The 13,101-nt window shown below is 75.0% G+C and carries 10 protein-coding genes and 1 riboswitch; of the genes, 8 read left to right on the top strand and 2 right to left on the bottom strand.

The window, feature by feature from the left end:
* Positions 1-17: 17 nt before the first annotated feature.
* The 3 genes from AB0O40_RS18880 to AB0O40_RS18870 all read left to right on the top strand — a co-directional run bounded on the left by AB0O40_RS18880 (position 18) and on the right by AB0O40_RS18870 (position 3,487).
* Positions 18-1,385 (top strand): pitrilysin family protein, encoded by a 1,368-nt coding sequence (locus tag AB0O40_RS18880; RefSeq protein ID WP_365042554.1) that lies wholly within the window; start codon positions 18-20, stop codon positions 1,383-1,385.
* 218 nt (positions 1,386-1,603) lie between these two features.
* A riboswitch (cyclic di-AMP (ydaO/yuaA leader) is annotated at positions 1,604-1,763 on the top strand.
* Between the two features lie 12 nt (positions 1,764-1,775).
* Positions 1,776-2,573: a M23 family metallopeptidase gene (locus AB0O40_RS18875; protein ID WP_365042468.1), complete on the top strand. Its 798-nt coding sequence runs from the start codon at positions 1,776-1,778 to the stop codon at positions 2,571-2,573.
* Between the two features lie 245 nt (positions 2,574-2,818).
* Positions 2,819-3,487, top strand: a complete 669-nt coding sequence (locus AB0O40_RS18870) for a GntR family transcriptional regulator (RefSeq protein ID WP_365042465.1) — start codon at positions 2,819-2,821, stop codon at positions 3,485-3,487.
* 334 nt (positions 3,488-3,821) lie between these two features.
* Here AB0O40_RS18870 and AB0O40_RS18865 read toward each other — a convergent pair whose 3' ends face one another.
* A complete protein-coding gene (locus AB0O40_RS18865) occupies positions 3,822-4,103 on the bottom strand; it encodes an HPr family phosphocarrier protein (RefSeq protein WP_365042462.1) in 282 nt (93 codons plus the stop codon).
* Between the two features lie 185 nt (positions 4,104-4,288).
* Between AB0O40_RS18865 and AB0O40_RS18860 the strand changes: the two genes are divergently transcribed.
* The 4 genes from AB0O40_RS18860 to AB0O40_RS18845 all read left to right on the top strand — a co-directional run bounded on the left by AB0O40_RS18860 (position 4,289) and on the right by AB0O40_RS18845 (position 9,871).
* A complete protein-coding gene (locus tag AB0O40_RS18860) occupies positions 4,289-7,291 on the top strand; it encodes a GNAT family N-acetyltransferase (RefSeq protein WP_365042459.1) in 3,003 nt (1,000 codons plus the stop codon).
* A gap of 86 nt (positions 7,292-7,377) precedes the next feature.
* A complete protein-coding gene (locus AB0O40_RS18855; protein ID WP_365042456.1) occupies positions 7,378-7,983 on the top strand; it encodes a DUF5998 family protein in 606 nt (201 codons plus the stop codon).
* Positions 7,983-9,179, top strand: a complete 1,197-nt coding sequence (locus AB0O40_RS18850) for a nucleotide pyrophosphatase/phosphodiesterase family protein (RefSeq protein ID WP_365042453.1) — start codon at positions 7,983-7,985, stop codon at positions 9,177-9,179. The genes AB0O40_RS18855 and AB0O40_RS18850 overlap by 1 nt, the downstream gene beginning before the upstream one ends.
* Positions 9,180-9,223: 44 nt before the next feature.
* On the top strand, positions 9,224-9,871 hold the full coding sequence (locus tag AB0O40_RS18845; RefSeq protein WP_365042450.1) for a thymidine kinase: 648 nt from the start codon (positions 9,224-9,226) through the stop codon (positions 9,869-9,871).
* A gap of 41 nt (positions 9,872-9,912) precedes the next feature.
* On the opposite strand, the gene AB0O40_RS18840 is transcribed toward AB0O40_RS18845, so the two are convergent.
* Positions 9,913-11,181 carry a hypothetical protein gene (locus AB0O40_RS18840; RefSeq protein ID WP_365042447.1) on the bottom strand — a complete coding sequence of 423 codons (1,269 nt, stop codon included), beginning with the start codon at positions 11,179-11,181 and terminating at the stop codon, positions 9,913-9,915.
* Between the two features lie 234 nt (positions 11,182-11,415).
* On the opposite strand from AB0O40_RS18840, the gene AB0O40_RS18835 reads away from it, so the two are divergent.
* Entirely contained in the window at positions 11,416-12,984 is a 1,569-nt protein-coding gene (locus AB0O40_RS18835; RefSeq protein ID WP_365042445.1) for an SH3 domain-containing protein, read from the top strand.
* Positions 12,985-13,101: the final 117 nt, after the last annotated feature.

Below are 13,101 nucleotides of genomic sequence, written 5' to 3'. Positions count from 1 at the left end.
CCGACGTCGCTTCCCCGATGACCTTCCACCCGCAGCCGCAGGCCGGGCAGCCCAAGCCCTGGGCCTTCCCGGCCCCGGAGCGCGGCGCGCTCGACAACGGCCTGACGGTGCTGCACTGCCACCGTCCCGGCCAGCAGGTGGTGGCCGTCGAGGTGCTCCTCGACGCCCCGCTGGAGGCCGAGCCCGCGGGCCTGGACGGCGTGGCCACCATCATGGCCCGGGCGCTGTCCGAGGGCACCGACAAGCACTCCGCCGAGGAGTTCGCCGCCGAGCTGGAGCGCTGCGGCGCCACCCTCGACGCGCACGCCGACCACCCGGGCGTCCGGGTCTCGCTGGAGGTACCGGCCTCCCGGCTGCCCAAGGCGCTGGGGCTGCTCGCCGAGGCGCTGCGGGCGCCGGCCTTCGCGGACGCCGAGGTCGGCCGGCTGGTGCGCAACCGGCTCGACGAGATCCCGCACGAGCTGGCCAACCCGCAGCGCCGGGCGGCCAAGGAGCTCTCCAAGGAGCTGTTCCCCGCCGCGCTGCGGATGTCCCGGCCGCGCCAGGGCACCGAAGAGACCGTCGCGCGGATCGACGCGGCGGCCGTGCGCGCCTTCTACGACGCCCACGTGCGCCCCGCCACCGCCACCGCGGTGGTGGTCGGCGACCTGACCGGCACCGACCTGGCCGCGGTCCTGGCGGAGACGCTGGGCTCCTGGACCGGTGGCACCGGCGAGGCCTTCCCGGTCAGCCCGGTCACCGCCGACGACACCGGCCGCGTGGTGATCGTGGACCGCCCCGGTGCGGTCCAGACGCAGCTGCTGATCGGCCGGATCGGCGGGGACCGGCACGACCGCGTCTGGCCCGCCCAGGTGCTCGGCACCTACTGCCTCGGCGGCACCCTCACCTCCCGGCTGGACCGCGTCCTGCGCGAGGAGAAGGGCTACACCTACGGCGTGCGCGCCTTCGGCCAGGTGCTGCGCTCCACGGCCGACGGCACCGGCGCCTCGATGCTGGCCATCAGCGGCTCGGTGGACACCCCCAACACCGGCCCGGCGCTCGAGGACCTGTGGAAGGTGCTCCGGACGCTGGCCGAGGGCGGCCTGACCGACGCCGAACGCGACGTGGCCGTGCAGAACTTGGTGGGCGTGGCCCCGCTCAAGTTCGAGACCGCGGCGGCCGTCGCGAGCACCCTCGCCGACCAGGTCGAGCAGGAGCTGCCGGACGACTTCCAGGCGCAGTTGTACGCCCGGCTGGCCGACACCGGCACGGTGGAGGCGACTTCGGCCGTGGTCAACGCCTTCCCCGGGGACCGGCTGGTGACGGTCCTGGTGGGCGACGCCGGGCAGATCGCGGAGCCGGTGCGGGCGCTGGGCATCGGCGCGGTGACCGTGGTCGCCAACTGACCCGGTGACCAGGGCCCCGGAGGGGCCGTGGGCCGCGGGGCCCCGGTGGTATGACCACCGGGGCCCTTGTTGCGTCATATGTCCGGTTCGGGAGGGTGGTTGCCCGAATGCCCCGTGGCGTACGCCACAAAAACCCGTGTCTGTTTGGTGATTGTCCGACCATCCGCCTAGCGTCAACCTCGCTGTCCGTCAGCTGTAACAGCCGCACCCGCGGCACCGGACAGCGATCGCCGAGTCCCCGTCAGGCGCGAGCCTGGGGAGCCGGGGACCCACATCAGTCCCTGGGGTGAATCGGACCGCCTCGCCAGAGGCAGCCCGTAGGAGACCTTCCTGCTCCGAACCCGTCAGCTAACCCGGTAGGCGAGAAGGAAGGAAAGGATCAGCCCCTTCATGGCGTTTGGCAGTCGTGCCGCCGGCAAGCACCGCGGTCCCAGCCGTCTGAGCCGCAAGAGCGCGAACATGGCCGGCATAGCCGCCCTCGCGACCACCGGCGTCGTCGGCACCCTCGCCGGTCCGGCCTTCGCCGCGACCGAAGCAGAGCCCCGCGGCCTCGAGGACACCGGGCTGAACGCCGTCGTCGTCGCCGACGACCTGGCCGGCCAGATCGAGGCCCAGGCCGCGTCGCAGAAGGCCGCCGCCGAGATCGCCGCCGCCAAGGCCAAGGCCGAGGCCGACGCCCGCCAGCGGGCCGCCGAGGCCAAGGCGAAGGCCGAGGCCCGCGCCAAGGCCGAGCGCGAGGCCAAGGAGCGCGCCGCCCGCGAGGCCGAGCGCAAGCGCCTGCTGACCTTCGTCGCCCCGGTCGCCAACTCCTACGTCAGCACCGGCTACCTCAGCGGCGGCTCGATGTGGTCCTCCGGCCACCACACCGGCATCGACTTCCACGCCGCCTCCGGCACCTCGGTCCACGCGGTGGGCACGGGCGTCGTCGTCGAGGCCGGCTGGGGCGGCGCCTACGGCAACAACATCGTCATCAAGATGCTGGACGGCACGTACACTCAGTACGGCCACCTCTCGGCCATCCAGGTCTCGGTCGGCCAGCAGGTCACCCCGGGCGACCAGATCGCGCTGTCGGGCTCCACGGGCAACTCCAGCGGCCCGCACCTGCACTTCGAGGCCCGTACCGGGCCGGACTACGGCTCGGACATCAACCCGATCACGTACCTGCGCTCGCACGGCGTCAACGTCTGACCCGGCCCGCACGCTTCCCGAAGGCCCCGGCTCCCCGAGCCGGGGCCTTCGGCGTGTCCGCCGGCCCGGAGCCGGCCGGCGGGTGCCCGGCGGTGCGCCGCCCCGCCCCGTGGGCGGCGGGCAAAAAGAGTTCCGTATTTCCGCAGCCGCTCGGGAATTGCCGCTTTCTGCAATAGAGTCGCAGAACGTACGCGACCCGTACGTCGCCCGAGCGAGTTTCGCGGACAACAAGCGGAGGTCCGGTCATGCGCATTCCCGCGCACGCGGTATGCACGGCAATCCGCGACGACATCGTCGCGGGCGTGTTCGAGCGCGGCGCCAGACTCACCGAGGAACTGCTCGCCCGCCGGTACGGGGTCTCCCGGGTGCCGGTCCGCGAGGCGCTGCGCACCCTGGAGTCCGAGGGCTTCGTCGTCACCCGCCGGCATGCCGGCGCCTGCGTGGCCGAGCCGACCGAGCAGGAGGCCGGGGACCTGCTGGAGATGCGCACCCTCCTGGAGCCGCTGGGCGCCGCCCGGGCCGCGCAGCGGCGCACCGACGCGCACCTGAAGGTGCTGCGCGGGTTGGTCCGGCTCGGCCAGGAGCGGGCCCGCCGGGGCGAGGGGGAGGACCTGCGGGCCCTGGGCGGCTGGTTCCACGACACGCTGGCCCAGGCTGCCGGCAGCCCGGCCCTGACCGCGCTGCTGACCCAGCTGCGGCACAAGATCGCCTGGATGTACGCGGTGGAGACCCCGGCCCGGCCGGTCGAGTCCTGGGCGGAGCACGGCGCGATCGTGGACGCGGTGGCCCGGGGCGACGCGGACCGGGCCCGGGCGCTGGCCGCCGCCCACATGACGCGGGCCGTGGCGGCGCACCGGCTGCGCCGGACCGCCGGCGGGGGAGTGCCGCGCGAACGCGCCTGGAGCGGTCGGTGAGGGTTCGGCAACCTGCCGTACACACCCGGCGCGACGACAATTAACAGGGCCGGTATACAAAGAGGTGCCGGACCCTCATGAAAAGGCTCCGGCGACCCCGGCCGATAATTCCGGCCGGCGGTTCGGAATTCTGCTGTCCGGAAATGGCCGGTCATTCACGGGGCCGTGGCGCGGGGTGTCGGATATTCGTCCGTCCGGAAATGCCCGCTGCGGGGAAATCCGCCGAGGGGTCGCCCCGCCCCCGGAGCGCCGGCCCGGAAACGACGGAGCCGCGGCGCCCTCGTGGGGTGCCGCGGCTCGCGCGAAGTGGCCGTACGCGGGGTGTGCGTGCGGATCAGACGGTCTCGGGAAGCTCCTCGAGACCCTCGGCGACCAGCTTGGCGAGGCGGTCCAGCGCGGCCTCCGCGCCCTCGGCCTCCGACGCCAGGACGATCTCCTCGCCGCCCTGGGCGCCCAGGCCCAGCACCGCGAGCATGGAGGCGGCGTTGACGGGGTCGCCGCCGGCCTTCGCGATGGTCACCGGGATACCGGAAGCGGTCGTCGCCCGGACGAAGATCGAGGCGGGACGAGCGTGCAGGCCCTCGGCCCAGCCGACGTTGACGCGGCGCTCTGCCATGGTGATGCCCTTCAGGTTCTACGGGTTGTCTAGACCAGTCTCTCACGACCGCCGGAAGCATCCGACCGACCTTCGGCCCTAAAACGTCCGCCGTTCGACCCGTCCAAGCTTGCCCTGGTTCGCCCCGTAACGCCTCGCTCGCCGCGCGCGCGTGCCCCGAGCCGGTGCGCCGTACGCTTGGGCCCATGCGGACACCGTCGGATCCCTCGTACCCGGCCCACTGGGAAGCGGACGTGGTGTTGCGCGACGGCGGCACGGCCCGGATCAGGCCCATCACCACCGAGGACGCCGGCCGGCTGGTCAGCTTCTACGAGCAGGTCTCGGACGAGTCGAAGTACTACCGCTTCTTCGCGCCCTACCCCCGGCTCTCCGCCAAGGACGTGCACCGCTTCACCCACCACGACTACGTCGACCGGGTCGGGCTGGCCGCCACCGTCGGGGACGAGTTCATCGCCACCGTCCGCTTCGACCGGATCGGCCCCGACGGCCGGCCCGCCTCCGCCCCCGCCGAGGAGGCCGAGGTCGCCTTCCTCGTCCAGGACGCGCACCAGGGCCGCGGGGTGGCCTCCGCACTCCTCGAACACATCGGCGCGGTCGCCCGGGAGCGCGGCATCCGGCGCTTCGCCGCCGAGGTGCTGCCCGCCAACAGCAAGATGATCAAGGTGTTCACCGACGCCGGGTACACCCAGAAGCGCAGCTTCGAGGACGGCGCGGTCCGCCTCACCCTCGACCTGGAGCCCACCGCGGAGTCGCTGGCCGTCCAGCGCGCCCGCGAACAACGCGCCGAGGCGCGCTCGGTGCAGCGGCTGCTCTCGCCCCGCTCGGTCGCCGTGATCGGGGTCAGCCGCGAGCCGGGCGGGGCCGGCCGGGCCGCCCTGCGCAACCTCCGCTGCTCCGGCTTCACCGGCGCGCTGTACGCGGTCAACCGGGCCCTGCCCGAGCCGGACCCGGCCGCTCCGGCGCCGGAGCTGGACGGCGTACCCGCCCACCGCTCGCTGGCCGGGCTCGAGGGCCCGGTGGACCTCGCGGTGGTGGCGGTGCCCGCCGACCGGGTGCCGGAGGTGGTGGCCGACTGCGGCGAGCACGGCGTCCAGGGCCTGGTCGTGCTCTCCGCCGGATACGCCGAGAGCGGCCCCGAGGGTCTGGAGCGGCAGCGCGAACTGGTCCGCCAGGCCCGCTCGTACGGCATGCGGCTGATCGGCCCCAACGCCTTCGGCCTCATCAACACCGCCCCCGGCGTCCGGCTGAACGCCTCGCTGGCCCCGGCCTCGCCCGAGCCGGGACGGATCGGCCTCTTCGCCCAGTCCGGGGCGATCGGCATCGCCCTGCTGGCCGGTCTGGTGCGGCGCGGTGCGGGCCTGTCCTCCTTCATCTCCGCGGGCAACCGCGCGGACCTCTCCGGCAACGACTTCCTCCAGTACTGGTACGAGGACCCGGCCACCGACGTGGCCCTGCTCTACCTCGAAACCCTCGGCAACCCGCGGAAGTTCACCCGGCTGGCCCGGCGCACCGCCGCCGTCAAGCCGGTCGTGGTGGCCAAGGGCGGCCGGCACTCCGGGGTCACCCCGGCCGGGCACACCGTCCCCGAGACCCGGCTGCCCGACGCCACCGTCACCGACCTGCTGCGGCAGGCCGGGGTGATCCGGGTCGACACCGTCACCGAGCTGGTGGACGTGGGCCTGCTGCTGGCCGACCAGCCGCTGCCGGCCGGGCCCCGGGTGGCGATCCTCGGCAACTCCGAATCCCTCGGGCTGCTCACCTACGACGCCTGCCTGACGGAAGGGCTGCGCCCGGCCGCACCGCTCGACCTGACCACCGCGGCCACCGCCGAGGACTTCCGGTCCGCCCTCGGCCGCGCCCTGCGGGACCCGGCCCACGACGCGGTGATCGTCACGGCCATCCCCTCGGTGGGCGAGACCACCCTCACCGAGCAGCTGGCCGAGGCCCTGCGCGCCGCGGCGGCCGGGGCCCCGGACAAGCCGGTCGCGGTGGTCCAGGTCGAGCTGGGCGACCTGGCCGAGGCCCTGGCTGCCGCCGCGGCCTCCGGCCCGGGCGCGGGTACGGCGCAGACGGCAGCCGGTACGACGGACCCAGCCGCCGGGACGACGCCTCCGGCCGCGGGTACGAAGCCGCCGGCCGGGACGGGCGGGACGCCCGCGGCGGAGCCGACCGGCGCCCCCGGGTCGGCCGTGGCGGCCGAGGTGGCCGCGGCGATCGACGCCGTCGTGGCGGCCAGGACCCCCGTGACCGCCGAGGTCGCCGCCGCCGTCGAGGCGGTGCTGCGGCCCGCCCCCGCCGGCCCGATCCCCGCCTACCCCGCCGCCGAGCGGGCGGTGCGCGCCATGGCCGAGGCCGTCCGGTACGCCCAGTGGCGCCGGGCCACCGCCGACGCCGGGCAGGTGCCGGAGTACGAGGACATCGACACGGCCGGCGCGGCCGCCCAGCTCGAAGCCCTGCTGGCGACCGAGCAGCCGGAGCCGACCGGTGGCGCCCGGGCCGCCGGCACCACCCTCCCCGAGGCCGAGGCGCACGCCCTGCTCGCCCGGTACGGCATCCGGGTGCGCCCCACCCTGCCCGCCGCCGGCCCCGACGAGGCGGTGGCCGCCGCGGCCCGGCTCGGCTACCCGGTGGCCCTCAAGACCACCGCCCCGCACCTGCGGCACCGGGCCGACCTGGGCGGCGTCCGCCTCGACCTGGCCAACGAGACCGCGCTGCGGCGGGCGTACGGCGAGCTGACCGCCCTGCTCGGCAAGCCGGCCGAGCTGCTGCCGGTCGTCCAGGCGATGGCGCCGCGCGGGGTCGACACGGTCATCCGCTCGGTGATCGACCCGGCGGCCGGCGCCGTGCTCTCCTTCGGCCTCGCCGGGGTCGCCTCCGAGCTGCTGGGCGACACCGCGCACCGGTTGGTACCGGCCACCGACCGGGACGCCGCCGCGCTGATCCGGTCCATCCGGGCGGCGCCGCTGCTCTTCGGCTGGCGGGGCAGCGCACCGGTCGACACCCGGGCCCTGGAGGAGCTGCTGCTGCGGCTGTCCCGGCTCGTCGACGAGCACCCCGAGGTGGCGGGGGTCACCCTCGAGCCGGTGGTGGTCGCGACCGAGGGGGTCTCGGTACTCAGCGCGCAGGTGCGGATCTCCCGCCCGCCCGCCCGCACCGACCTCGGCCCCCGCACCCTGCCCAACTACTGACCCGCCGGCGGCCGGCGGTCCGGGGCCCGGCGGCCCCGCGCCGCCCCCGCCCCGGAGCGGCCGAAGCGCCTCGTCCGGGCCTTAAGATGGACCCCATGGCGAAATCCGGTACGACGACCCAGGGGCTGCGCGCAGCGATCGAGCGCAGCGGCTACTACCCGGCCCTCGTGGCCGAGGCGGTGGAGGCCGCGGTGGGCGGCGAGCCGATCTCGTCGTACCTGGTCCACCAGGAGACGACCTTCGACTCCAATGAAGTCCGCCGCCACGTCACCGTCCTGGTCCTGACCGGCAACCGCTTCATCGTCAGCCACACCGACGAGCAGGCCGCCGACGCGGGCTCGCCCTCGCCGTACGCCACCACCTCCACCGAGTCCGTCAAGATCGGCGCGATCTCGTCGGTCGTGGTCAGCCGCGTCGTGGCGAACCCGGAGTCCTACACCCCGGGCACCCTGCCCCGCGAGGTCGTCCTGACCATCGGCTGGGGCGCGGTCACCCGGATCGACCTGGAGCCGGCCGCCTGCGGCGACGCGAACTGCGACGCCGACCACGGCTACACCGGCAACAACACCGCCGACGACCTCAGCCTGCGGGTCAGCGAGGCCGGCGACGGCCCCGAGGCCGTCCGGCAGACGCTGGCCTTCGCCCAGGCCCTCTCGGAGGCCACGGCCGCCAGCTCGGCCGGCTCCCGCTGATGGTCCACTCCGCCTGGCAGGACGAGCCGGCGCTCCTCGACCTCGGTGACGCGCCGGTGCCGCAGTACGGCTCGGGTTCGCTGGCCGACCTGCTGCCCACCCTGGCCGCCGGCCTCGGCGTGCCCGGGATGACCGCGACCATCGGCGAGCTCACCCCCGCCGACCGCAACTGCGTCTTCCTCATAGACGGGCTCGGCTGGGAGCAGATCAAGGCCCACCCGGACGAGGCCCCGTACCTGACCTCCCTGCTCGGCACCTCGCGCGGCGGCACCGGCCGTCCGCTGACCGCCGGTTTCCCCGCCACCACCGCGACCTCGCTGGCCTCGGTGGGCACCGGCCTGCCGCCGGCCCGGCACGGCCTGCCCGGGTACGCCGTCCGCAACCCGGCCACCGGCCAGCTGATGAACCAGCTGCGCTGGCGGCCCTGGACCGACCCGCACGCCTGGCAGCCGTACCCGACGGTCTTCGCGGCGGCGGACGCGGCGGGGGTGGCCACCGCGCAGGTGTCCTCCCCGGACTTCCAGCACACCCCGCTGACCAAGATCGCGCTGAGCGGCGGCAGCTTCCTCGGCCGGATGACCGGCGAGGAGCGGATGGACCTGGCGGCCCGGCGGCTCGCCGCCGGCGACCGCTCGCTGGTCTACACGTACTACAGCGAACTGGACGGCGCCGGCCACCGGCAGGGCGTCGACTCGGACGCCTGGCGCGGCCAGCTGATGTACGTGGACCGGCTGGTGCAGCGGCTGGCGGAGCAACTGCCGCCGCGCTCGGCGCTCTACGTCACCGCCGACCACGGCATGGTGGACATTCCCTTCGACGAGGAGTCGCGCTACGACTTCGACGAGGACTGGGAGCTGAGCGCCGGGGTCGCGCTGCTCGGCGGCGAGGGCCGGGCCCGGCACGTCTACGCGGTACCGGGCGCCGAGGCCGACGTCCTGACGGTGTGGCGGGAGGTGCTGGGCGACCGCTTCTGGGTCGCGAGCCGCGAGGAGGCGCTGGCCCTGGGATGGTTCGGCCGTCCCGGCGACTGCGACGAGCGGGTCCTCGGCCGGATCGGCGACGTCATCGCCGCCGCCCGCGACGACGTGGCGATCATCGCCTCGCGCACCGAGGTCAACGAGTCCGCCCTCACCGGTATGCACGGCTCCATGACCCCCGCGGAGCAGCTGGTGCCGCTCCTCGAAGTCCGCTCCTGACCCCGTCCGCTCCCTGCCCCGACCCGAAAGGCCTGCGCCTCCCCATGCCCGAACTCGCCTTCTTCTCCGGCACGATGGACTGCGGGAAGTCGACGCTGGCGCTGCAGATCGAACACAACCGGTCGGCGCGCGGGCTGCAGGGGCTGATCTTCACGCGCGACGACCGGGCGGGTGAGGGCAAGCTCTCCTCGCGCCTGGGGCTGGTGACCGACGCGGTGGAGGCGGGGCCCGGCCTGGACCTGTACGCGTACGTGGTGGAGCAGTTGTCTCGGGGCGGCAAGGTCGACTACGTGATCGTGGACGAGGCGCAGTTCCTGGCCCCCGGCCAGATCGACCAGCTGGCCCGGATCGTCGACGACCTGGACCTGGACGTCTTCGCCTTCGGCATCACCACCGACTTCCGCACCAAGCTGTTCCCCGGCTCCCAGCGCCTGATCGAGCTCGCCGACCGGGTCGAGACCCTTCAGGTCGAGGCCATGTGCTGGTGCGGCGCCCGCGCCACCCACAACGCCCGCACGGTGGGCGGCGTGATGGTCGTCGAGGGCGAACAGGTCGTGGTCGGCGATGTGAACCAGGCCGCTGAGGTCGGCTACGAAGTCCTCTGCCGCCGCCACCACCGCCGCCACATGACCTCCGCCACCTCCCGCTCCGGCTCCCTCTCCCCGGACGTCCTCCCGGTGGCTTCCACCTGAGTCCCCGGCCGGCCCCGGCGCGAGGCCCGGGTCCGGGCGGGTCAGGGGCGGGCGGCCGGTACCCGGGTGCGGCGGTGGGGGTCGTCGGGGATGTTGCCGGTCAGGGCGCGGGCGGTGGCCGGGAGGTGCGGCAGCCGACGGGTGAGCAGGGCGGCGGCGCAGGCCAGGTAGAGCCAGGTGAGGAGGGTGCGGGCGGACTCGCCGGGGAGGGCGAACTGCACCGCGAAGAGGGCGAAGAGCCCCAGCGCCTGCCACGGCCGGAAGCGCAGGTCGAGCAGGACCACCACGGCCAGCAGCGTCTGCGCGGCGGTCAGTGCCACCTCGTCCACCTGCCGGGTGACCAGCGGCAGGGACCAGCCGCCGCCGCCCAGCGCGTGCGCCAGCGGCAGGCAGCCGACCAGCAGGGTCCACTGGTTGACCTTGCTGGAGAGCAGCGCCCCGAGCCCGTCGTCGGCCCGCAGCCGCCAGGCGAAGACCACCGCGACGATCAGCTCCGGCGCCTCCGAGGCCAGCGGCGCCAGCCACTGCACCAGCAGGAAGCGGTCGATGCCGAGCGAGGCACCGGCCTCCACCAGGCCGTTGGCGAAGGGCTCGGCACAGGCGAAGATCACCGCCGCCGCGGCCGCGAAGAGCACGGCGGTGACGGTCCGCCGCCGGGCCGCGGGCAGCTCGGCCAACCGCGCCGGCACCCCGGCCAGCTCCTCCAGCTCGGCCGAGCTGCACCGGCCGATCCGGTAGAGGTAGTACCCGTACCAGGGGATCATCAGCAGCGGGACGTACCAGCCGATCTCCCGCGCGAGCGGCATCACGAAGGCGGCCACCGCGGCCACCCCGAGGAAGGCCACGTCGATGCGCCGGTGCGGCGCCAGCGTGATGGTGCCGGTGGCCGGGCCGGCGGCCGGTCCGCGGACCAGGCGGCGGGCCGCGAGCGTGGCGGCCAGCGCCACCAGCGGCCAGCCCACACCCACCAACAGCCGGTTCGCGCCGGTCATGTTGGCCGCCGCGTACGCCGCGTACTCCGGCCGGGAGCCGGCCGCGTACGCGAAGTACAGGTCCACGGCGTACTCCGGCAGTACCGCGATGAAGGCCAGCAGGGCCAGCGCCAGCGCGCCCGAGATGTCGGCCCGGGCGGTCTCGGCGGCCCACATCAGCAGCAGCGCCGAACACAGCACCCCGAGCCCGAACACCGCGGTCGCCGGACCCGGGGAGAGCTCGGTGCCGGTCAGCCGGACGACCACGGCGGGCAGGGCACCCGCGCAGGCCGCGCCGATCCGGCGGGCTACGGCGGCGGAGGGGGGTGGCTGGCTCACGGGCCGCACGCTAACCCCGGCCGCCGGGCCGGGCCGCCGCGACGGGCCGCGCAGGGTACGGGCAGACCGGGGCGGCGCAACCCGTGTCGCGCATCCGGGTGAGCCCGGACGCGTCGCAGCTGACTCTGCTGTGATCATCCGCTTCTACTGGTGGTGGCCTCTCGCCCCACCGGCGGACCGCGATCGGCGGTCCGTTCCGGTTCCCTCGTCGCATTCCTCGCGGAGGAAACCACCGTGCCTGTTTCCCGTTGCATGCCCGCGGCCCTGGTCGTGGCTGCCGTCACCGCCTCCTGTCTCGTACCGGCCGCGCCGGCCCTCGCGGACTCCCCGGGCCTGCGGCTCTCCCAGCCGTACGTGCCCTCGATCGCCCCGGGCCACACCGGGCGGGTCGAGATCCTGGCAGCCACCTCGGCCGAACCGGCCGAGGGCGGCACCATCCGGATCATCGCACCGGAGCGGACCTCGTTCCCGGAGGCGGGGATCTACTGGAACGGCCGCCGCGCCTCGGTCCCCTGCGACCGTTCGGCCGACGCGCGCAGCCTGGTCTGCGAGACGGGGGACCGGGCCGGTTACGCCTTCCCCGCGGAGCAGCGGACCAGCCTCGGGGTGACCGTACGGGTGGACGCCGACGCCCCGGAGGGCACGACCCTCGGCGGCGGCGAGTTCGCCGCGGGCGGCGACGGCACGCTGTACGCGGTCGCCACCCCCGTCACCGGCCCGCAGGGCGAGCCGGGCGAGAAGGGCGACAAGGGGGACCAGGGCCCGCACGGGCCGAAGGGCCCCAAGGGCGACAAGGGCCACGACGGCAAGCACGGGCACGACGGCAAGCCGGGTCACCACGGCAAGCCCGGCCGCCCCGGCCCGCCCGGACCCCAGGGCCCGAAGGGCGACAAGGGCGACCGCGGCGACACCGGCCCGCAGGGCCCCCAGGGACCGCACGGCCCGAAGGGTCCGAAGGGCCACCAGGGGCCGCAGGGTCCCCAGGGTCCGCACGGCCCGCAGGGTCCCCAGGGTCCGGAGGGTCCGCGCGGGCCGGAGGGCCCCCGTGGTCCGGAGGGCCCGACCGGTCCGGCCGGCGGCCCGCAGGGACCGAAGGGCGACAAGGGCGACCGGGGCGAGAAGGGCGACCACGGCGACCGGGGTCCGACGGGTCCCCGGGGCGACCGCGGACCGCAGGGTCCCGAGGGTCCCCGCGGCCCGCAGGGACCGGCCGGCGGCCCGCAGGGACCGCGCGGTGAGAAGGGCGACAAGGGCGACCGCGGTCCGGTGGGACCGAAGGGCGACCGGGGTCCGGTGGGCCCGCACGGCCCCCAGGGCCCCAAGGGCTCGAACGGCCACGCCGGTCCCAAGGGCGACCGGGGCCCCGTCGGCCCGCAGGGTCCGAAGGGCCACCAGGGCCCGCAGGGTCCCAAGGGCGACCGCGGACCGGCCGGTCCCCAGGGCCCCAAGGGCGAGTGCAAGTGCACCAAGCACGACCACAAGGGCGGCAAGGGGCACGACAAGGACAAGGGCAAGGGCCACGACAAGGGCAAGGGCGGCCACGGCAAGGACCAGGGCCAGACCACGTCCGGCAAGCCGCAGGCCCGCATCGTGTCCCGGGACGGCCGGCTGAACATCCGCTCCGGCCCCGGCACCGGGTACGCCCGGACCGGTGAGCTCAAGAACGGCTCGGTCGTGCTGATCCAGTGCAAGAAGGCCGGTCAGGAGGTCGACGGCAACGACCTCTGGTACAAGACCGCGGACGGCCGCGGCTGGATCTCCGCCCGCTACGCGGCGAACCTGAACAAGATCCCCTACTGCTGAACCGGCCCGGTGACGGGCGTGCCCCAGCAGCATCTCCTGGAGCAGGCGGTGGTCGCTGCCGCCGCCGTAGAGCCGGTCGGTCACCTCGCGGGCGGCGGTGTCGTTGTCCTCGACGTC

This window comes from Streptomyces sp. NPDC089919 (genome assembly GCF_040684615.1).
In the GTDB taxonomy this organism is placed as follows: domain Bacteria; phylum Actinomycetota; class Actinomycetes; order Streptomycetales; family Streptomycetaceae; genus Streptomyces.
Note: the sequence above shows the minus strand (reverse complement) of the source record. Positions and strands in the feature narration are given on the sequence as shown.